Annotated in this window: 16 protein-coding genes and 2 pseudogenes; 9 read left to right on the forward strand and 9 right to left on the reverse strand. The window is 41.9% G+C overall.

The features are described 5' to 3' along the window. The first annotated feature begins 53 nt into the window (after window positions 1-53). Window positions 54-1,982: an ABC-F family ATP-binding cassette domain-containing protein gene (locus HUN01_RS05640; RefSeq protein WP_181930447.1), complete on the forward strand. Its 1,929-nt coding sequence runs from the start codon at window positions 54-56 to the stop codon at window positions 1,980-1,982. 176 nt (window positions 1,983-2,158) lie between these two features. Here HUN01_RS05640 and HUN01_RS05645 read toward each other — a convergent pair whose 3' ends face one another. Beyond that, window positions 2,159-2,362, reverse strand: a complete 204-nt coding sequence (locus tag HUN01_RS05645; protein ID WP_181930448.1) for a hypothetical protein — start codon at window positions 2,360-2,362, stop codon at window positions 2,159-2,161. A gap of 168 nt (window positions 2,363-2,530) precedes the next feature. Between HUN01_RS05645 and HUN01_RS05650 the strand changes: the two genes are divergently transcribed. Next, a complete protein-coding gene (locus tag HUN01_RS05650; protein WP_181930449.1) occupies window positions 2,531-4,909 on the forward strand; it encodes an NB-ARC domain-containing protein in 2,379 nt (792 codons plus the stop codon). 2 nt (window positions 4,910-4,911) lie between these two features. On the opposite strand, the pseudogene HUN01_RS05655 reads toward HUN01_RS05650, so the two are convergent. After that, window positions 4,912-6,020: pseudogene (locus tag HUN01_RS05655) on the reverse strand (IS630 family transposase). Between the two features lie 66 nt (window positions 6,021-6,086). Here HUN01_RS05655 and HUN01_RS05660 point away from each other — a divergent pair. Next, window positions 6,087-7,853, forward strand: coding sequence for a hypothetical protein (locus HUN01_RS05660; RefSeq protein ID WP_181930450.1), 1,767 nt, complete (start codon window positions 6,087-6,089; stop codon window positions 7,851-7,853). Between the two features lie 298 nt (window positions 7,854-8,151). Here HUN01_RS05660 and HUN01_RS05665 read toward each other — a convergent pair whose 3' ends face one another. The 3 genes from HUN01_RS05665 to HUN01_RS05675 all read right to left on the reverse strand — a co-directional run bounded on the left by HUN01_RS05665 (window position 8,152) and on the right by HUN01_RS05675 (window position 9,838). Then, window positions 8,152-8,454: a helix-turn-helix transcriptional regulator gene (locus HUN01_RS05665; protein WP_181930451.1), complete on the reverse strand. Its 303-nt coding sequence runs from the start codon at window positions 8,452-8,454 to the stop codon at window positions 8,152-8,154. Beyond that, window positions 8,441-8,665 (reverse strand): hypothetical protein, encoded by a 225-nt coding sequence (locus HUN01_RS05670; RefSeq protein ID WP_181930452.1) that lies wholly within the window; start codon window positions 8,663-8,665, stop codon window positions 8,441-8,443. The genes HUN01_RS05665 and HUN01_RS05670 overlap by 14 nt, the downstream gene beginning before the upstream one ends. A 513-nt stretch (window positions 8,666-9,178) precedes the next feature. Then, window positions 9,179-9,838 (reverse strand): phytochelatin synthase family protein, encoded by a 660-nt coding sequence (locus HUN01_RS05675; protein WP_181930453.1) that lies wholly within the window; start codon window positions 9,836-9,838, stop codon window positions 9,179-9,181. A gap of 157 nt (window positions 9,839-9,995) precedes the next feature. Between HUN01_RS05675 and HUN01_RS05680 the strand changes: the two genes are divergently transcribed. The 3 genes from HUN01_RS05680 to HUN01_RS05690 all read left to right on the forward strand — a co-directional run bounded on the left by HUN01_RS05680 (window position 9,996) and on the right by HUN01_RS05690 (window position 12,233). After that, window positions 9,996-10,301 carry a hypothetical protein gene (locus tag HUN01_RS05680; RefSeq protein ID WP_181930454.1) on the forward strand — a complete coding sequence of 102 codons (306 nt, stop codon included), beginning with the start codon at window positions 9,996-9,998 and terminating at the stop codon, window positions 10,299-10,301. A 122-nt stretch (window positions 10,302-10,423) separates the two neighbouring features. After that, window positions 10,424-10,819, forward strand: a complete 396-nt coding sequence (locus HUN01_RS05685; RefSeq protein WP_181930455.1) for a hypothetical protein — start codon at window positions 10,424-10,426, stop codon at window positions 10,817-10,819. Window positions 10,820-11,867: 1,048 nt separating this feature from the next. Beyond that, complete coding sequence (locus HUN01_RS05690; protein WP_181930456.1) at window positions 11,868-12,233, forward strand: hypothetical protein; 366 nt, start codon at window positions 11,868-11,870, stop codon at window positions 12,231-12,233. 228 nt (window positions 12,234-12,461) lie between these two features. On the opposite strand, the gene HUN01_RS05695 is transcribed toward HUN01_RS05690, so the two are convergent. Then, window positions 12,462-12,815: a Spx/MgsR family RNA polymerase-binding regulatory protein gene (locus HUN01_RS05695; protein ID WP_181930457.1), complete on the reverse strand. Its 354-nt coding sequence runs from the start codon at window positions 12,813-12,815 to the stop codon at window positions 12,462-12,464. A 7-nt stretch (window positions 12,816-12,822) separates the two neighbouring features. Continuing rightward, window positions 12,823-12,963 carry a hypothetical protein gene (locus tag HUN01_RS05700; protein ID WP_181930458.1) on the reverse strand — a complete coding sequence of 47 codons (141 nt, stop codon included), beginning with the start codon at window positions 12,961-12,963 and terminating at the stop codon, window positions 12,823-12,825. Window positions 12,964-13,104: 141 nt separating this feature from the next. On the opposite strand from HUN01_RS05700, the gene HUN01_RS05705 reads away from it, so the two are divergent. From HUN01_RS05705 to HUN01_RS05715, 3 genes are all read left to right on the forward strand, one after another. Continuing rightward, a complete protein-coding gene (locus HUN01_RS05705) occupies window positions 13,105-13,863 on the forward strand; it encodes an ATP-binding cassette domain-containing protein (protein WP_069074829.1) in 759 nt (252 codons plus the stop codon). Next, window positions 13,860-14,492 carry an ABC transporter permease gene (locus HUN01_RS05710; RefSeq protein WP_084227410.1) on the forward strand — a complete coding sequence of 211 codons (633 nt, stop codon included), beginning with the start codon at window positions 13,860-13,862 and terminating at the stop codon, window positions 14,490-14,492. Before HUN01_RS05705 ends, HUN01_RS05710 begins: the two co-directional genes overlap by 4 nt. Window positions 14,493-14,843: 351 nt before the next feature. Next, complete coding sequence (locus HUN01_RS05715; protein ID WP_181930459.1) at window positions 14,844-15,746, forward strand: glycine betaine ABC transporter substrate-binding protein; 903 nt, start codon at window positions 14,844-14,846, stop codon at window positions 15,744-15,746. A 490-nt stretch (window positions 15,747-16,236) separates the two neighbouring features. On the opposite strand, the pseudogene HUN01_RS05720 reads toward HUN01_RS05715, so the two are convergent. Then, window positions 16,237-16,425, reverse strand: a pseudogene (locus HUN01_RS05720) (Uma2 family endonuclease); the annotation flags it as partial. 75 nt (window positions 16,426-16,500) lie between these two features. Further along, a complete protein-coding gene (locus HUN01_RS05725; RefSeq protein WP_181930460.1) occupies window positions 16,501-19,461 on the reverse strand; it encodes a beta strand repeat-containing protein in 2,961 nt (986 codons plus the stop codon). Window positions 19,462-20,383 lie beyond the last annotated feature (922 nt).

The following is a 20,383-nucleotide window of genomic DNA, read 5'->3' on the forward strand; positions in this document are numbered from 1 at the left end:
AGGTATTTACCTTACCTACTCACTAATGAAAAATAATTAATGACTTCAATCTTATGAGTATTATTACACTACAATCAGTCAAAAAAGACTTTGGCATCAAGGAAATTTTAAAAGATGCTAGCTTTAGCCTTGATGCTACCGATAAAGTTGGATTAATTGGTACTAACGGTTCTGGCAAATCAACCTTATTAAAAATGATCGCTGGGTTAGAATCCATTGATAGCGGTCAAATTTTAATTAACTCCGGTTCTAAAATTATCTACTTACCGCAGCTGCCAGATTTAGATGAAAATCATACAGTTTTAGAGCAAGTTTTCGCTGACAGTGGCGAACATACGACTTTAGTACGCGAGTATGAAGAACTTTCTGATAAATTGGTTCACTATCCAGATGATAGTCAACTCATGTCTCGCCTTTCTGTGGTGATGCAACGGATGGATACGAGTGGTGCTTGGGAATTAGAAACTAATGCCAAAATCATCCTCACCAAATTAGGAATTTCTGACTTTGATGCCAAGATAAGTACTTTATCTGGGGGCTATCGCAAGCGCATTGCTTTAGCATCAGCTTTGCTATCAGAACCAGATGTTTTGCTCATGGATGAGCCGACAAACCATCTTGATGCTCTTTCTGTGGAATGGTTACAAAGTTATTTAAATCGCTATCGCGGCGCACTTTTTCTAATAACTCACGATCGCTACTTTCTAGATCGCGTTACCAACCGGATTATTGAAATCGACCGAGGCGACATTTACACCTATACAGGTAACTATTCATATTACCTCGAAAAGAAAGCTTTATCTGAAGAATCTGCCGTAAGTAGTCAACGTAAACACCAAGGCTTGTTGCGCCGCGAGTTGGAATGGCTCAAAAAAGGCCCAAAAGCCAGAAGTACCAAGCAAAAAGCTAGAATTGACCGCGCTCACGCTCTGCGGGATACTGAGTTTAAAGAAGTTCAGGGTAAAGTTGATATTTCGACAGTTGGTCGTCGCATTGGCAAAAAAGTTATTGAATTAGATAACGTTTCTAAGGCATACAATGGACGCACTCTGATTAATAATTTTACCTACGAATTTAGTCCAGAAGACCGCATCGGCATTATTGGCGCTAACGGTGCTGGTAAATCGACTTTAATGGATATCATTACTGGACGGGTTAAGCCAGATTCCGGCATTGCAGAAATTGGGACTACAGTTCACATCGGTTATTTTGACCAGCATTCTGAAGAATTGCTCACAGCATTGAATGAAAGTCAGCGCGTGATTGACTACATCAAAGAAGAAGGAGAATTTGTCAAAATTACCGATGGCACTCAAATTACCGCTTCGCAAATGTTGGAACGGTTTTTGTTTCCTGGTAATCAGCAGTATGCCCCAATTAGTAAACTTTCGGGTGGGGAAAAACGCCGTTTATTTCTGTTGCGGGTTTTGATGGGTGCGCCCAATGTCTTAATTTTAGATGAACCGACAAACGATTTAGATGTGCAGACCTTGGCAGTATTAGAAGATTATTTAGAAGATTTTGCCGGGTGTGTAATTGTAGTTTCTCACGATCGCTACTTTCTCGATCGCACCATCGACACAGTATTTTCCTTTGAGGAAGGTGGTAATCTGCGGCAATATCCAGGTAATTACTCGATTTATCTGGATTATAAGAAGGCTGAAGAGGCACAGCAGCAAGCTGCGAACACTAAGGAAAAGCCGAAAAATACTGAAGTTCAAAATGGTGCGGCTGCACCCAAGGATGTAGAGAATACCAAGCGGCGGAGATTATCCAATTGGGAGAAAAAAGAATTTGAGCAGTTGGAAGGTAAAATTGCCGAGTTAGAGGCTGAGAAAGAAGAAACCGAGAAAACACTGGCGAATGTCTCACCGGGGAATTATAGCCAGGTGCAGAAATTGTACGATCATGTGGAAAAGCTCAAGCACGCGATCGATGTGGCGACTGAACGCTGGTTAGAATTGGCTGAGATGGAGTCTTAATTTTTTAACGTCGTGACGTGAATTAGACGAACCTCTCCCTGCCTTGAACTAAAGTTCAAGTCTGTCCCTCTCCGAGTCGGAGAGGGACGGTTTTGCGTAGTAAAACCAGGGAGAGGTCTTTTTATTCAGCGTAGGTGCGTTACAGCGTTCCGTTAACACACCTAGCACTTCATCTTTTACTTTTGAGAATCGGTTTCCTCTTTTTTATCCTGCAAGCTACGAATTTTAACCAGCACTGAAATATATTGTTGAGTCATCCAAATCAACGCCTCAATGGATGAGTTACCTTGGTCAATCTGGCTTTTAGCTTGGAAGCCAATCAAGAATAGTTGCATTGCCAGCAACAAAGCAATAATTTTACCGAGAACATCTTTTGACATTTGTTTCTACCCCAAAGAGTTGATAGATATAGGTTCTCTTTGGGGTTGTGTCCCTAAGCAAATACCCCAATGTCGCTGAAAATGCCTTAGAATCTGGATTACATGAGTTTGGGGTAGTAGTTTCAATCTGGGGTAGCCCCAAACTTCTTACTCAATTTTTTGGATGTAATGCCACGAATTACCTATGGGCCTCAAATTCAAAAGCGAGTCAAGCGTCTGCTGGAGGCGTTGCTTTGTTTTGCCGATGCAGAATTTGAGGACGATAACTTTAAAATTGAGTACGACTGGAAAGAAGCAGACAGCGCTAACCCCAAGCTGACTGTGCAGACTACGTTAGTCACATTGGAGTTGCTGACCCAAAAAGATAAATATTCTGGCAAGTTAACTAAAGCGCAAATTCGAGAAGCGCTGAATTTGCTGAAGGATTTTTTGAAGATTCTGGAAGATAACCGTCTGCAAACCAAGGGTGTTGACGAATGGCACTTTACACTCAAGCTATGGTCAAGAGATAGGGAAAGGAACTTAAAACGGTTTGATGAGGCTTGGGAAAGTAGTAGACCAGAGAAATCGAAATTAAATAACCCCTCTCCAAACCTCTCCCCCACAGGGAGAGAGGCTTGGAATTTTCCCCATTCCCTTGTAGGGAAGGGGGTTAGGGGGTTAGGTAACACAAGTATATTTCAAGCGCCACCTTTACCCACATACTTTGTAGAACGCCCAGAGTACAGCGATGATTTAAAAACTCGTCTTTTAAATGGTTCATTGTCTGATAGTCGCACTTTAGTAATTACTGCGATTCACGGTTTGGGTTCGGTGGGCAAATCTACTTTAGCGGCGGCTTTAGCCCATAATGCAGAAATACAATCTCGTTTTTGTGATGGCATTCTTTGGGCAACATTAGGTCAACAACCCAATGTGCTTGCTTTACTTAGTGGCTGGGTGCAAGCATTAGGAGACTATAGCTTTAAACCTACAAGTGTTGAAGCAACTTCCTCGCATTTGCGGACTCTGCTTTATGACAAAGCTGTGTTGCTGGTGGTGGATGATGCTTGGAATACCGAAGATGCACAAGCTTTTAATTTTGGTGGGGCGCGTTGTCAAGTTTTAGTAACTACTCGTGAAGGTCACATTGCCGATGCCTTAGCAGCCAACACCTACAGTCTGGATATAATGAAACCAGACCAGGCAATGGAATTGCTGACCAAGAAATTAAGACGCGAGATTACAGGCATAGAACGTCACTCAGCAGAAAATTTAGCCAAAGGTGTTGGTTATCTTCCCCTAGCATTGGAACTTGCAGCCGCCGAAGTTGCCTGTGGTACGACTTGGAATGAACTGTTAGCGGATATTCAGCAAGAAGTAGCCAGATTAACAAGTTTTGACCGACCGGAAGCCGAAGAAATTACTGATGAGGCTAGTTTAAAACGCCTGAGTTTAACCGCATCATTAAATTTGAGTGTCAAGAGAATGCCACCAGAAAAGCAGCAGCATTTCTCTTGGTTAGGGGTATTGCCGGAGGATGTCAACATTAATAAGATGATGGCGGCAACGCTGTGGCAGATGGATAAGCGTGATGCTGCCAAAATGTTGCAATATTTACGGAATAAAGCATTGCTATTAACAGGAGTACCGCTTGCTGATGGTATGCCTACCTATCGCTTACATGACTTATTCCACGATTTAGCTTGTAATTTGTTAACTGCTCCCTCTGAGCCAAAGCGCCCAGGAGATTTAACTGGGTTGGGTTTAAGCCTTGCTGATGTTCACGCTGCTTTTTTAAAGAAGTATCAGCAGAAAACCCAGAATGGTTTATGGCATACTTTACTCGATGATGGTTACATTCATCAGTATTTAGTTTGGCATTTGGAAAAGGCTGGACAGGTAGAAGAGATTCACTCCTTATTGCGGGAAGAGTCTGCAACTGGAAGCAATGGCTGGTATGAAGTGCGAGAACGATTGGCACAAACTGGCGGTTACATCACAGATATTTCTCGTGCCTGGGAACTAGCAGAAGTAAATTGGACTGAATCAACACTAAGCTTGCAGTGTCGTTATGCTTTGATTACTGCATCAATGAATAGTTTGGCAGCTAATCTACCAGCAAATCTGCTGGTAGCGTTGGTCAAAAACAAGATGTGGACTCCCGAACAAGGACTAGCTTATGCCCTGCAAAAACCAGAACCACAAGAGAAAATTAACTCGCTGACAAAACTAGTCAATTATTTGCCACCAAATCTTCAAGAATTAGCACTGCAAAAAGTCCTAGCTGCTGCCACGGAAATTCAGGATGAGTCTTCTCGTGCCAATGCCTTGAGTGCTTTAGCTGAAAAACTGCCACCAGAGTTATTGCCAGAAGCCCTTGCTGCTGCCAAGGCTATTCAGTCTGAGTATTATTGTGCTTATTTCTTGAGTACCTTAGCTGACAAACTGCCAGATATATTGCCACAAGTCCTTGCTGCTGCCAAGGCGATTCAGTCTGAGTATTATTATGCTTGTTTCTTGAGTGCCTTAGCTGACGAACTGCCAGATAAGCTGTTACGCAGCTAAATTTAATAAACAGCATTACCTTTATTTTTAATTTTGCGTTCCCATTTAATAATAAGACCTCCTTCATTTAACAATTTATTTAACAACTCTTCTAGCTGTGATACTGACTCGAACAATCTATGAGCTATATATTCTTTTGCTGAATGCCAAACCAATTCAATCAAATTATAATCTGGACTATAAGGTGGTAGAAATTCCAGGATAATATTTGGCATTTCTGCCTTGATACGAACTAAAATATCTTTTCTTTTATGGAAGCTGGCATTATCTAAGATAATCACTATTTTCGCAGAACATTTATTGAAAGTCTCAATTCTATTTCCTTGCTCTATCCATTCTTGCAATAGAAAATTATTCAAAGATTGAAGCTGCTCATAAAATACATCGGCATTTCCTTTTTTAATCACAAAATTCATTCTCTTCTTGTCGTGATAACGTAACCCTCCCATAATATTTACTCTTCCTCTTCTTCTTTGACCTGTGATTTGTTTCCTTGTACCTTTCTTACCCCAGTTTTTTTCTTCTTATCACTCTTAAACTAAATCCACTCTCATCCCAAAACCATACCTGTAAACGCTCTGGGGCTTCCTTTGTTATTCTTAAGTATTCTGACAATTTTTCTTTAAATGCCTTACGCATTTCAGGATTCTGTTTGTCCTCTAGGCTGTATTTTTGCCCAAAGGTAAACGTACTTTTTTCGCTCTAATATTCTCCCAACTTGTGAACCACTTAACTTAATTCCTGTTATCTTTTCGAGGTATGTAGCTAGTCTTGCTGCTGTCCAACGACCAAATTCATACCCATACTCTAGTGGCTCTTTTTCAATTATTTCTAATAATAAATCCTCATATTCTTTGGTAACTTTGCGGAAGTTCCCTTCTCTTCTTCCATCTAAAAAACTTTCTAGGTTATCTGGATCGCCGTGAACTGCCCAATATGCTACTGTTGGATATGCAATATCTAAAAACTTACTAATCTCTTGATAAGTTTTTCCATCATTCATTAATAATAAAATCAGAATCTTTTCTCTTACGTAGGGATTTTCATGCTCTTTTAGCGTTTTTAGTAGCCTTTCCTTCTGCTCTTGGGAAAGATGATTTTTTGCTGGCATAGATGGCTGATACTAAATTAATTACTTAATCTAATATTATACAATCTAGCTGCGTAACAGCTTATATTGCCACAAGTCCTTGCTGCTGTCAGGGCGATTCACGATGATGATTCTCGTGCCAAAGCCTTGAGTGTCTTAGCTGACAAACTGCCAGATATCTTGCCAGAAGCCCTTGCTACTGCCAGGGTGATTCACGATGATGATTCTCGTGCCAAAGCCTTGAGTGTCTTAGCTGACAAACTGCCAGATATCTTGCCAGAAGCCCTTGCTGCTGCCAGGGTGATTCAGGATGAGTATTATCGTGCCAAAGCCTTGAGTGCCTTAGCTGACAAACTGCCAAATATATTGCCAGAAGCCCTTGCTGCTGCCAGGGTGATTCACGATGATGATTCTCGTGCCAAAGCCTTGAGTGCCTTAGCTAACAAACTGCCAGATATCTTGCCAGAAGCCCTTGCTGCTGCCAGGGTGATTCAGGATGAGTATTATCGTGCCAAAGCCTTGAGTGCCTTAGCTGACAAACTGCCAAATATATTGCCAGAAGCCCTTGCTGCTGCCAGGGCAATTCACGATGATGATTCTCGTGCCAAAGCCTTGAGTGCCTTAGCTGACAAACTGCCAAATATATTGCCAGAAGCCCTTGCTGCTGCCAGGGCAATTCACGATGATGATTCTCGTGCCAAAGCCTTAAGTGCCTTAGCTGACAAACTGCCACCAGAGTTATTGCCAGAAGCCCTTGCTGCTGCCAGGGCGATTCACGATGATGATTCTCGTGCCAAAGCCTTGAGTGCCTTCAAACTGCCACCAGAGTTGTTGCCAGAAGCCCTTGCTGCTGCCAGGGCAATTCACGATGATGATTCTCGTGCCAAAGCCTTAAGTGCCTTAGCTGACAAACTGCCAAATATATTGCCAGAAGCCCTTGCTGCTGCCAGGGCGATTCACGATGATGATTCTCGTGCCAAAGCCTTGAGTGCCTTCAAACTGCCACCAGAGTTGTTGCCAGAAGCCCTTGCTGCTGCCAGGGCAATTCACGATGATGATTCTCGTGCCAAAGCCTTGAGTGCCTTAGCTGACAAACTGCCACCAGAGTTATTGCCAGAAGCCCTTGCTGCTGCCAGAGCGATTCAGCATGAGGATTATCGTGCCTATGCCTTGAGTGCCTTAGCTGACAAACTGCCAGATATCTTGCCAGAAGCCCTTGCTGCTGCCAGGGCGATTCAGGATGAATATTCTCGTGTTTATTTCTTGAGCGCCTTAGCTGACAAACTGCCAGATATCTTGCCAGAAGCCCTTGCTGCTGCCAGGGCGATTCAGGATGAATATTCTCGTGCCTATGCTTTGAGTGCCTTAGCTGACAAACTGCCAGATATCTTGCCAGAAGCCCTTGCTGCTGCCAGGGCGATTCGGTCTGATAATTATCGTGCCTATGCCTTGAGTGCCTTAGCTGACAAACTGCCACCAGAGTTATTGCCAGAAGCCCTTGCTGTTGCCAGGGCGATTCGGTCTGATAATTATCGTGCCTATGCCTTGAGTGCCTTAGCTGACAAACTGCCACCAGAGTTATTGCCAGAAGCCCTTGCTGTTGCCAGGGCGATTCGGTCTGATGATTCTCGTGCCAAAGCCTTGAGTGCCTTAGCTGGCAGTTTGTCACAAATGCCAGGTGCGGAACTTTTCCCCCTTTGGCAAGATACACTTCATGAACTATCCCTTCACACTCGCCCTAATTTGCTGTCAGATATCAAAGCATTGTTTCCAGTTATCTTCGCATTAGGTCGGGAAGCAGCAACAGTAGAAATTGCCCATGCGATTGTGGATGTGGGGCGATGGTGGAAATAATTCGTACCTCGGCTTACTTCGGCTGCGCTCAGTACAAGTCGCTCGGCAACCTAATTCGTAATTTAAGAGAGTTAGATTTAACTTGCATCTGTAGCCTGATTTTGGTCAATTTGGTATAAGGGGATGCAGGATCTATAGTTTTAAGCGAAGTGCGATCGCCATTTACAGCTACTCAACCATCAAGCAGGTATTGAATTTACAAACTCTCTCTGGTGTCGATGAGTTAGCGATCGCAATTAGTCATAAAATCATCAGAGAAATTGTCTAGACTGTCAATGAGCGATCGCCATGATGGGTTTTAAGCAACTTCTTTAGGTGACATTTTAATTTCCACTTTTTGATTTAAAGCTGCTGCAATCCGAGCCAATATAGACAAAGAATGTCCCTCATAGTCAGCATCTTCCAATCGAGCAATAACTGACTGGGTAGTACCGACTAAATCAGCTAGTTGTTGCTGCGTTAGTCCCGCTTCTTTACGTGCATCGTAGATGATTTGAGATACTTGAGCATTTATTGATGATTCTCTAACCATCTCTTGTAATTCTGGATCTTCTTTCATCATTCTTTTAATGATTTTCAGTGCATCATTAGTTTTTTTCATTTATAGTCACTGACTCACCATCTTTAAACTCAGCGCGAACTGCTTCAATTTCTGCCAGTGTATCTGCATCGTCTTCGTATAAAGCTTCTTCGGCTTCAAAAATTTGTTGCTCAATTAGTTCTTGAAGTTGACGTTTTTCTGTTAAATCAAGGGAAAATATTGCTTCTGCTAAAGTTTCTAAAGAGAGTTGTAGTTTAACAATAGCTGGCATTTTTCTCCTTTTGGGTGTGTTTTATTCGCATTTTGACACCATTATGCTGATTTTAACAGTTATATTTTTGCCAAGCCCAAAGTCTTTAGGTTGTATTTCACGCTTGTGGGGTCAGCGCAGCAATTAGATTTGTCTAAACTGCGATCGCACTTTTACAACACGCTACTAACTATCTATCTCTCAAAAACTGCGTAGTTTACCGCCGTAGGCATCGCCTACGCAGCCATATAGCGGTTATGAGTTGAAGCCTCTCTCCTAAAAGGACGTGTACACACAAGTCAAATTACCCCCCTTAATCCCCCCTTGGAAAGGGGGGAAAAAGAAATCTAGTTCCCTCCCCTTGTAAAGGGGAGGGTTAGGGTGGGGTAATTTGATAACTTGTATGTACACCGTAGCCTTTTAGGAGAGAGGTTAAACTGTATTACTTCCATTCGAGAACCGCTATATTCATCATCAACATTTGTTAGTTATCTTTCAGAAGTTTTAAAAATGGTTTGCTGTGATACTAACTAATTATTCAGAATGGAGAGCGTTCAAGGCAATTTCTGATGGGTGAACCACTCCGTTATCTTTTAGATTGGCTTTTTCCAGCCTGCGAAGCACGATCATGCCACGAGAGCGATTTGATGAGGAATCTTTATCTACGCAAGCGGCATATATACGTTGAATTGGGCATTTCCAAAACCGGGTATACCGTTTAGGATTTGTATCTGCAATGGTTATTTCTTGAGTTTTCGGGTCATAGTCTGCCAATAAGGAGAAGTGACCACCTTCTAAACTTGGATTTTCATGGGCAATACGGGTATTGAAGTTAAGAATGTGGACATCAGTTTCGTCACAAACGGCGGCTTCAACTTCACGGGTAAATGCTTCGAGTGTCATACTCGGTTTATCAAAATGCTCTATCCGAATGGACAAAGGTATTTCTTTTTTTTCAAGGTAAGTTCGACAGGTATCGTAGGTTTCTGCTAACGTCATGCCATCATCTAAAACCGATGCGATCGGCAGTTGGGTAGCATAAAAAATCTCATCAACAGTTGTCAGATATCCCAATGCGGTAAAGGCATAGGCAATTGCAGTGACATTACAACAGTAGATAGGTTGTTGAAACTGATGTAGTTGAATGATTTCTAAATCTCGTTTAGAAATTTGAGCTAGATTATCAAGATCCATTTTTCTGCCTTTTTTAGATATATATATCGATTAACTCAGGATTTACAGCTTTTTTGAAAACCGTGCTTGTATTATCTAGGACTCGCCATTAAAGACGCAAGGACAGTTAAGACAGTTAAGCAAATTTTTGAGGCATCCATTAGACGCTTTGCTTTGCATGTACGTACAACAAACTGAAGCGATGTTCCTCGTGCCGGGAGTGGTCTTCCTCGTGCCGGGAGTGGTCTTCCTCGTGCCGGGAGTGGTCTTCCTCGTGCCGGGAGTGGTCTTCCTCGTGCCGGGAGTGGTCTTCCTCGTGACGGGAGTGGTCTTCCTCGTGCCGGGAGTGGTCTTCCTCGTGACGGGAGTGGTCTTCCTCGTGACGGGAGTGGTGTTCTTTGTGCTGGGAGTGGTGTTCTTCGTGTTGGGAGTGGTCTTCTTCGTGCCGGGAGTGGTTTATTTTTTACCTTTATATATTAATTAAATACCGAAAAATTACTGATATAACCTGAAAATTTTATAAGCAAAAACTGCGAGTTCTGCTGAACCGAAATGCAGTTTAATTAAGCCAAGCTAGCTCTAACAGCATCTTAAAGGAGTAATTTCATGTCTCGTCAAAAACGCACATCCCGCATTCTAGAAAAAGCTCAATTAAGATCGGCTGGACTGAAATCGATTGTTCCAAGCATCAAATTTGACGAAAATTATAATTTGGAAAAACTGATTGAGTCAATTGAGCAGTTACGCAACAAACTTGATGTTTATAATACTGCTCTGTCTGTGGTTGACTCTTCTAGAACTGAAATTGAAGAGATGGAAAAAAACTTGAGTCAGCTTTCTGAGAAAATGCTAATGGTGGTTGCAATCAAGTATGGCAAAGACAGCCGTGAATATGAGATGGCCGGTGGTGTTCGCAATAGCGATCGCATCCGCAAAATCAGGTCAAGCCGCTTGAAAAATGTTACAGAACAAGCCTCAGATGAGAATAGTAAAACTGCATAGTTGTAGAGAATATGCTGTGCCCCTACAGGTGTACTTCACGTAAACGCTGCCAGATATAATATTAGATGATTCACTATTTGGTGCAGTTCAAAATCTAGCTTCTACCGTGCAATATAAAACTGCTCTAGACGAAAGCCAGAGCAGTTTTTGAGATATATAGGGGACTTTTACTGTTGTCCCCAGTTTATTCATATTAAATACCTTTATATAATACTATTCACCTCAAGCTTTGTGCTTTACGCAAAAAACGAATAATTTTTTAGTTGGCATTACAAAATTTAAAAGTAACCGCAAGGCAATCCCAAGTACTACCCCATCCATTAGCGACATACGAGACTTTGAGCAGATGCCTTGGCTTACAAATCGTTATCCCAAAGACATGGTTGCTGATGATAGTGTGCTGAGTGAGTTAGAAAGAAATCCTCATGTAGAGACGCTATTTATCGCGTCTTAAAAACCAATCATCTACACCAATAACCCTTAACTAAAGCGTATTGGGAGATAGATAACAGGAAAAGTCAGTGTGTGGATAATTTCTGCTACCGCTCCTAAATACTGCAACACCGTGCGGTGTGAAACCGAATAATTACGATAGTCTACCTGCTACAAAGCTACAAAATGCTTGACCAGCAAAGAGTCAGCAACATGAGTAAATTACTTGACAAAAAAAGCAGCAGGTATAAGACACTACTAATTAATCTGGATTTCACTTGATAGAAATGAGTTATACCAATTTTTTATGAAGCTGCATAGAATTCGATCCCCCCTAGCCCCCCTTAATAAGGGGGGAACCGGAAAAACATCCATCAAAGTCCCCCTTTTTAAGGGGGATTTAGGGGGATCAAGATATGTGTAACTTCACATTAAATTGGTATTAGTTTGATTAATTACTGCTCCTGCCAAAGTTTCTAACCTTGAACTTTTTCACATTTAATACAAGTACTTCTATTACATTTGCACTAATCAAATTTGTAAATTACGAACGATATAATTACTCAACTTAAGTATTAAATAAATAGATTACCAATAGTTTAGGAAAAGCAAAGACGTGAATCGTTTCAAAAAGCTATCCTCAATTGCGTTCCTGTTATTAGCCTTCATTTATCCGCCTGCTTTGGCTGAAGCTAAGGATAATACTCTAAATCATGTTCTCAATGAACAGAGTATTGACGCACAGACAAATTTAGTTGTAGAGCAAAGTGAAGAAATTTTGTTAGCTCGCCGACGAAATCGACGACGTTATCATAGACGGCAACGGACTGGAAGATATTATTATCAACGCCAGCGGAATCGACGACATCATTATAGACGACGCTATCGTTCCATAGGTTATAAAGGACAACGATATCGTCATGGAGAATGGGAACTTGTACGTGATCGTCATGGACGATTAATGTATGATTGGCAGCGTTAATAGCAAATTTTGCACCCAATTGTTCCAGAGAATCTTTACGCGTAAATCCTAATTTAGCCAGACTTGTTTGAGATAAGTAAAATGACTGGAAATAGGAAAACCTGAACTATATCAAGAAAATTAACTAGGCTAAAACCCTTTTTAATCTTACCTTCTGTCCTTCGGCTTGATGCAGCAATGTAATTGATAATTTAACCCCGATCTCACTGTTAGAGCGTTGCTCCCTGACTAAAGTCCTAATTTTTCTTGAACTACTGCCTCATCTCTAAAGCCGACTAGCACAGCTGTTCCATCTTTGACAAAAAGTGGACGTTTGAGAAGCATTGCATCGTGAGTGAATGCGTCAATCCACTGTTCATCAGTCCAAATCTTTTTTTGATCTCCTAAAGCGCGGTAGGATTGACCAGAAGTATTTCGCATGGGAGCAAAACCCAAAGACTTTACCCAGTTTTGAATCATCTCATGGGTTGGCGGTATATCTTTGGTGTTGATAAACTCATAGTCAATGTTGTTGTGTTGGAGCCACGTTAAAGCTTTTTTGCAAGTGCTGCAATTGGGAATTCCGTAGACTTGAATATACATAAAACAATTAAACAACAATCTCCATATATGACATAGCTGGTGTAACTTCTGCAATGCTCTTGTCCTTGAATCCCTGCGGTAGAAATACAAAGACGCGATAAATCGCCGTCTCTACAACAAACTGATTATTGTAGAGACGGCGATTCATCGCGTCTCTTGCCTTAGCGATTCATCGCGTCTTTTGCCTTAGCAATTCATCGCGTCTCTCACTTTAACCAAACAGTATTGGTTAGCACGCTAGCAAAATCAGCACATAATACATACAGCTAGCGTCCACCAAAAGCCACCCATGCAGCAAAATAACCAAACCGCCGTTGAATTCCGCGATGTTACCTTTAGCCGCAATCATCGCCCCTTGGTGTCAAATCTCAATTTCACCATCCGCCAAGGGGAAGCACTGGTGTTACTTGGGCGCAGTGGTAGCGGCAAAACCACCACAATGAAATTAATTAATCGCCTATTTACACCTACACAAGGCGAAGTTTTATTTGATGGCATTCCCACAACTGAATGGGATGAAATTAAACTGCGGCGAAAAATTGGTTACGTCATTCAAGAAATTGGTTTATTTCCCCATTTTACAGTTGAACGCAATGTGGGTTTAGTTCCTTCTTTAGAAGGTTGGCAATCTAAACAAATTAAAACGCGGGTTTATGAGTTGCTGCAATTAGTAGGCTTAGAACCAGCACAATTCGCCGGACGTTACCCGCACGAACTATCGGGAGGACAAAGGCAAAGAGTCGGGGTAGCCAGGGCTTTAGCAGCAGATCCGCCAGTGTTGTTGATGGATGAACCCTTTGGCGCACTTGATCCGATTACGCGTCTAGAACTGCAACAAGAGTTTCGGCATTTGCAGCAAGAGTTAGGCAAGACAGTTGTTTTCGTCACCCACGATATTCAAGAAGCCTTGGTTTTGGCATCGAGAATTGGTTTAATGTATGGCGGAGAATTGGTAGTATTGGGGACAACAGATGAATTTATGCGATCGCAACACCCAGAAAGTCTCGCCTTTCTTCAATGTCTGCGTTCCCTGCAAGATACTCTATGAAAAATTTCTTCCTCGTTAAGTATGCCCCAGAAATTCTTCAGCATACTCTAGAACACCTATTTTTAGTAGGCATTGCCATTGGAATTGCCATACTTGTAGGCATTCCATTAGGTATTTTAATTACACGTAAAACTTATCTCCGCCAACCAATTCTTGGCATAGCGAATATTCTCCAGACTATTCCTAGTTTGGCACTGTTTGGCTTACTCATTCCTGTTCCGATAATTGGCGGAATTGGTGCAGTACCAGCAATTGTTGCCTTGACTGTATATTCCTTGCTGCCGATAATTCGTAACACTTACACAGGTATTACTGGCGTCGATCCAGCAATTCGGGAAGCTGGGAGAGGCATGGGGATGACAGATAGACAATTGTTATTGCAAGTTGAGATTCCCTTGGCAATGGGAGTAATTTTAGCAGGAGTGCGAGTAGCAACAGTAATTGCTATTGGTATTGCAACCATTGCAGCGGCAATTGGTGCTGGTGGTTTAGGAGTGTTTATTTTTCGTGGGATATCAGTTGTAAATGATCAGCTAATTTTAGCTGGTGCAGTTCCGGCGGCAGGAATTGCATTACTGGCTGACTTTGCAATTGGCTGGATGGAGAATAAATTAAAAATTAAAAGTTAACCCTAAACTTAACCCCCAGCCCTGGCGACTAGAAGTCGCAGCTACACAGACAAAACCCTTATAGCGGTTCTCGACAAGCGTGAAGTACAATTTTGACCTCTCTCCAAACCTCTCTCCTAAAAGGAGAGAGGCTTTGAATTGTTCCCCCTTCCCGCTTCGGGAAGGGGGTTAGGGGGTTAGGTCTATTTGCACACCTGTACCTTACCGGATTGAAAGTGGCTATAATTTTTTCTTAGTCCACGGAGGTGGACTACCCTGCGGGAAGCCGCAAAGCGTCTATGTTTGTGTAGTAGCGAATTCTATTCACCCAATACTTGTATCCTCTAAAATTTAATTTATAAATTGTCTCTTATGAAAAGATTTTTAGCACTTTGTTTTTTAACTTTTGCCTTGTTATTGGTAATTACTAGCTGTACGCCAAGTTCAAATAGTAATAACGGTGGCAATATTATTCTTGCTTCTAAAGATTTTACTGAACAAGATATTTTAGGTGAACTGTTAGCACAACAAATTGAGGCGACAACTAATTTAAAAGTAGATCGTCGCCCTCGTTTGGGTGGTTCTTTTGTTTGTCATAGTGCTATTACTGCTGGCAAAATCGACGCATATATTGAGTATACAGGCACAGCTTTTACTGGAATTTTAAAGCAAAAAGCAGTTAATGACCCCAAAGAGGTTTATGAAAGATTAAAACAAGCATACTCCCAGCAATTCAATCTGGAAGTGATGCCAAGCTTGGGTTTTGAAAATACTTTTGCAATGATTATCCGGGGTGAAGATGCCAAGCGCAACAACATTGAAACTCTCTCTCAAGCTACTCAATATACACCAAAGTGGCGTGGCGGTTTCGGTTATGAATTTTTAGAACGAGAAGATGGTTTTCCAGGATTAGCTAAAACTTACGATTTACGTTTTGCCAAATCGCCCCAAATTATGGACTTGGGTTTAATATATCGTGCTTTGATTCAAAAACAGGTAGATATGGTGGCGGGTAATTCTACTGACGGACAGATTTCTCGCTTAGGTTTAGTTGTACTCAAAGATGATAAAAAGTATTTTCCGCCTTATGAAACAGTGCCTATTGTCCGACAAGAAATATTAAAAAAGTATCCTGAATTAAGAACTGCGATCGCCTCACTTTCTGGAAAGATTTCGGCAGATGAAATGCGACAGTTAAACTATTTAGTTGAGGGGGAATTACGTGATATTAAAGATGTTGTCCACGAGTTTCGGATATCAAAGGGATTCAAATAATTTGTAATTCGTAATTCGTAATTCGTAATTAAGGGTTAGTGTAACGCACCGAAAATCTGAAATTTTGCGTTACGAAAGTCGTAACACACCCTACTAGCGCGTCTAGACTAAAATGTTGCAATAAATTTTCTTGTGGGGTGGACATCTTGTCACTGGTGTCAACTTAACGCGAAACCGCACGTCCGCCAACATGTCCGCCAGCACGTCCGCCAGGGATTGTAAATCCCTGTCTCATAGCTAAAGTCCTCTGAAGAGGACTTCATAGCGCAAAAATTTTCAGTCTACTTCAGTAGACTTGAGCAATTAGTCAGGGATTTACAATCCCTGGCGGGTGAACTGGTGGGTGAACCACACCCAATCAGTACGCTATTTTTGGCTTAACTTGACGCCAATGGGTGAGACACCCATCCCACAAGAGTTTTTCTAATGCACTATTTAAGACTAGACACACCCTACTGTTGTCCATGCAAAAAGTTCTTTAACCACGTCAACTCGCATCTCTTCCATGTTCTGATAGCGGTGCCATCAGTAAAATTTCTCCTCTTCGATATTTAATGCGAGGTGAGGAGCGATCGCCTAATTGCTGACTCAATACTTGATAGTCTTGCCAGTTTCCCAAAAGTTTTAACACCGCGCCAGGTGGTAACTCAATTCTTTCTGGTGTAATTACGGTATCCATATACTTTGAGAACGTTTCCTTTTTGGCTTGCTTGCATCCCCATCCTGTAGAGGGATGGGGATGTAAGCAATATGGTTAAACAACCACAAAATTGTTGTTCGTTAGTGACAACCCAGTAGATAATTCTGCAAATTGTACCTGAGTAAATGCGCCTGCATTACCATCTTGGTCAAAGAACAATGCACCTGTGGTGGAGTTATAAATAAATCGCTGGGTGCTAGTGGTTGCGGATTCTCCAAGTGTAAACTGACTTGTCTTAAGTACACCTGCTGATAAACCGCCACCAAAACCAGCAGCCGATACTTGAATTAGTTCATTAATGGCAACGAAGTCACGTATCCTATCAAGACCTTCATCGAAACTATTGAAAACAAAGGTATCAATACCACCTTCCCCAAATAGCCTATCATTACCACTGCCACCGATGAGGATAGAATCGCCACTGCCACCTCTGAGGGTATCGTCACCATTGCCACCAATGAGGGTGTTATTACCTGAGTTACTAGAGGCTGTCAGGGAATCATCACCATCGCCCCCATCTAATAGATTATTGCCTGAACCGAAAACATTCAATATATCGTTACCATTGCCCCCATATAATACATTATTGCCTGCACTGGAAACACCCAATATATCGTTACCATCGCCCCCATCTAATAGATTATTGCCTGTTGAACTGTAAATATCCAAATAATCGTTACCAGCACCACCGTTGAGAGTGTTATCGCCAGATATGCTACCGCTAACAAAATTTCCGAATTCGTCGTAGTAAATGTCACTCAAGGCCTGTAAAGAATCATTGCCATCGCCTCCATTGAGGAGGTGATTTCCTGTTGAAAGACTAATATCCAATAAATCGTCACCAGCACCGCCATCTACTGTATCGTTACCATTGCCTGGGCGAAGCGTATCATTACCATTGCTTCCCAAAAGATAATCATCATAGTCTGTACCTGTGATATTTAATTGTTCGATATTCTTGTAGCTAAACACTGTTGTGTCCGCCGTCGAAGAAATTACTGTAATGTTAGTAGTAGGATTGAAAGTCGAAGTAATTCCCGTGGTAGCACTGCTATAACTGAAAGACAAAGAGTCGTTACCTGCTCCCCCGTCTACTGTTTGAGTGACTAACGTAGATAGGGAGTCAAAATTTAAGGAATCATTGCCATTGCCACCATTGAGGGTGTTATTGCCAGTGCCACCATTGAGAGTGTCATTGCCATCGCCACCGTTGAGAATATTATTGCCATCGCCACCCCTCAAAATGTCATTGCCACTTAAGCCTTCAAGAATGTCATCACCCCCTTGACCATTGATGACATCATTTGAATTGTCAAAGCCACTAACATTGTTGGATAGGTCGTTTAGGAAGGTGACTGTGTTCTTTTTAAAGACAGTGCTTTGGGTGGAGTTGGCATCGAAGACATCAAAGCTATCGGTGATAGTAGTTTGCCCATAAAACAGAATATTGCCCAAATCTACAGTGGCTCCAGTAGATTTGGTGAGGTTTTCCAGGTTTTCCAGGGCAAAGTTTTCCAGGATAAATCTGGTATCACCATACCCTTGAAAGCTGATTTCCAAACTTGTGCCATTCTGGGTGAGAAGTAAATTGTCGGCAGTGAAGTTACTATCGTCTTGGAATATCAGAGTGTCCACTTCGGCTATGACTGCTGCTGTGGGGTTTGTTCCTTTACCTACTCCATCAAAATCGGCGATCGTAGTAGTGCCATTATTAATGGTGTCGCTGTAGTACTCGTTGTCGTATAAGCCGTCGTAAACAAATTTATCCTTACCACCGCCGCCTGTAAGGCTATCATTGCCATTACCGCCTGTGAGGCTATCATCGCCATTACCACCATTAAGGGTGTTATTACCAGTGGCACCAGAGGCTATTAGAGTATCATTGCCATCGCCCCCAGAGAGGAGGTTATTGCCAGACGAGCGAGAGTTGAAGTAGGAGTCATATCTTTGGTAAATAAAGCCAGAGATGTCTAGAAAATCATTGCCATCGCCTCCAAAAAGCAGGTTATCGCCTGATGATCCACTAGCACTCAAGATATCATCACCATTACCACCGTTGAGGGTGTTATCGCCATCTGAGCCAGAGTCAGAGTCTGTGTACTGCTCACCCCTTACAATCCCAGAGATAGAGAGAGAATCATTGCCATCGCCCCCATCTAAGAGGTTATCGCCTAATGAACCGCTAGCATCTAAAGTATCATCACCAGCACCACCATTGAGGGTATTGTTGCCTAAAGAGCGATCGTCGTAGCTTGGTGAGTAGGCGTTGTAGTAGTTTCCGCCAGAGGTGGAGAGAAAATCATTGCCATCGCCACCATTAAACAGATTATTGCTTGAGGGGGAGTCAGCATACAAAGTATCGTCACCAACACCACCGTTGAGGGTATTATTGCCCGCGCCACCCCTCAAAATGTCATTGCCACTTAAGCCTTCAAGAATGTCATCACCCCCTTGACCATTGATGACATCATTTGAATTGTCAAAGCCACTAACATTGTTGGATAGGTCGTTTAGGAAGGTGACTGTGTTTTTTTTAAAGACAGTGCTTTGAGTGGAGTTAGCATCGAAGACATCAAAGCTGTCGGTGATGGTAGTTTGCCCATAAAACAGAATATTACCCAAATCTACAGTGGCTCCAGTAGATTTGGTGAGGTTTTCCAGGTTTTCCAGGGCAAAGTTTTCCAGGATGAATTTGTAACTAGCAAAGAAACTACTACCAAACCCTTGAAAGCCGATTTCCAAACTTGTGCCATTCTGGGCGAGGAGCAAGTTTTGGGCAGTAAAGCCACTATAGCCCTGGAAACTTAAGGTATCCACTTCGGCAATGACTGCTGCTGTTGGGTTTGTTCCTTTACCTACTCCACCGAAATCGGTGATCTTATTAATGTAGTTTGAGCCGCTGTCAAAAAAAAATATATCGTTGCCACCGCCACCAGTTAGGGTGTCGTTGTAACCGTCGTAATTAAAAGCGCCCTGTAGGGTGTCGTTACCTCTGGTTCCAATGATAATTGCCATAAGTTTTTCCTGATTGAATGGATTTTTGGAGTAAATTCAGTTGTCAATAATCGAGTTAATGCTGTTTGATGGCACAAATAATTTGCCAAAAGTTCAATCTTTCGGCATACAATATTCACTCTTTAGATAGATAGACTCGCCAATTGTTCATTAAATATTTCCCCTTTAATTCGCTTTCAAATATTACTTATCCCGGTATTGAGGACTATCTAAGTCTTAAGCACTGCACAAAATTTTAGTTGCTTTGTCAATGCATAAGTCTTACTAGTTTAAAAATAGGGAAAACTTGAGATGGCATAAAACACGGAATTGTTATGCATTCGTTGTCAGCCTAGCTTGCCGCCGTCGGCATCGCCCTTGAATTTCTATCTGAAAAATAGAAAACATCAAAATAACCTGACATCTAAGTAAATATCGAATATTTACTTAGATGTCTATCTTTTCAAAAAATCTTTGCATACTCTTCATATTTGTAAAAGACCATTTAGAAAGTAAATGTTAAATTGTAGCGTGCATTATCGCTGAGAGTACGACACCTGGGAATATGGTGCGTTACGGCTAAATTAGACTTTCTCAAACCCTCAAATTCCTACACAGCCGTAACACACCTACTTAATATTTACTTTATAAATCAATACGATTCAGTTAAGGGCTAAGTGTACAAAATTGTGGGTTTTCGAGACGCGATAAATCGCCGTCTCTACAAGTGTTTTGGTCTTATCTGAACTATAAATAGGCTCTAACCATTCCCCCCTGCCCACTGCCCACTGCCTCTTTTGCAAAGGGGAGAGCCATGCCTACGGCAGCAAGCTACGCAAACAATGGTAATCAAAATCTGATAAATTAAGTACACTCAGATGCTATATATGTATAAGTTTTTATGAGAAATGGTATAAAAATGCTTACTGTTACTCAAGCCAAG

The organism is Nostoc edaphicum CCNP1411, from assembly GCF_014023275.1.
GTDB lineage: Bacteria > Cyanobacteriota > Cyanobacteriia > Cyanobacteriales > Nostocaceae > Nostoc > Nostoc edaphicum_A.

Coding starts and splice junctions, on each gene's coding strand:
- HUN01_RS05640 (WP_181930447.1), top strand. CDS start 54: ATGAGTATTATTACACTACAATCAGTCAAAAAAGACTTTGGCATCAAG.
- HUN01_RS05645 (WP_181930448.1), bottom strand. CDS start 2,362: ATGTCAAAAGATGTTCTCGGTAAAATTATTGCTTTGTTGCTGGCAATG.
- HUN01_RS05650 (WP_181930449.1), top strand. CDS start 2,531: ATGCCACGAATTACCTATGGGCCTCAAATTCAAAAGCGAGTCAAGCGT.
- HUN01_RS05665 (WP_181930451.1), bottom strand. CDS start 8,454: ATGAAAAAAACTAATGATGCACTGAAAATCATTAAAAGAATGATGAAA.
- HUN01_RS05670 (WP_181930452.1), bottom strand. CDS start 8,665: ATGCCAGCTATTGTTAAACTACAACTCTCTTTAGAAACTTTAGCAGAA.
- HUN01_RS05675 (WP_181930453.1), bottom strand. CDS start 9,838: ATGGATCTTGATAATCTAGCTCAAATTTCTAAACGAGATTTAGAAATC.
- HUN01_RS05680 (WP_181930454.1), top strand. CDS start 9,996: ATGTACGTACAACAAACTGAAGCGATGTTCCTCGTGCCGGGAGTGGTC.
- HUN01_RS05685 (WP_181930455.1), top strand. CDS start 10,424: ATGTCTCGTCAAAAACGCACATCCCGCATTCTAGAAAAAGCTCAATTA.
- HUN01_RS05695 (WP_181930457.1), bottom strand. CDS start 12,815: ATGTATATTCAAGTCTACGGAATTCCCAATTGCAGCACTTGCAAAAAA.
- HUN01_RS05700 (WP_181930458.1), bottom strand. CDS start 12,963: ATGAATCGCCGTCTCTACAATAATCAGTTTGTTGTAGAGACGGCGATT.
- HUN01_RS05705 (WP_069074829.1), top strand. CDS start 13,105: ATGCAGCAAAATAACCAAACCGCCGTTGAATTCCGCGATGTTACCTTT.
- HUN01_RS05710 (WP_084227410.1), top strand. CDS start 13,860: ATGAAAAATTTCTTCCTCGTTAAGTATGCCCCAGAAATTCTTCAGCAT.
- HUN01_RS05715 (WP_181930459.1), top strand. CDS start 14,844: ATGAAAAGATTTTTAGCACTTTGTTTTTTAACTTTTGCCTTGTTATTG.
- HUN01_RS05725 (WP_181930460.1), bottom strand. CDS start 19,461: ATGGCAATTATCATTGGAACCAGAGGTAACGACACCCTACAGGGCGCT.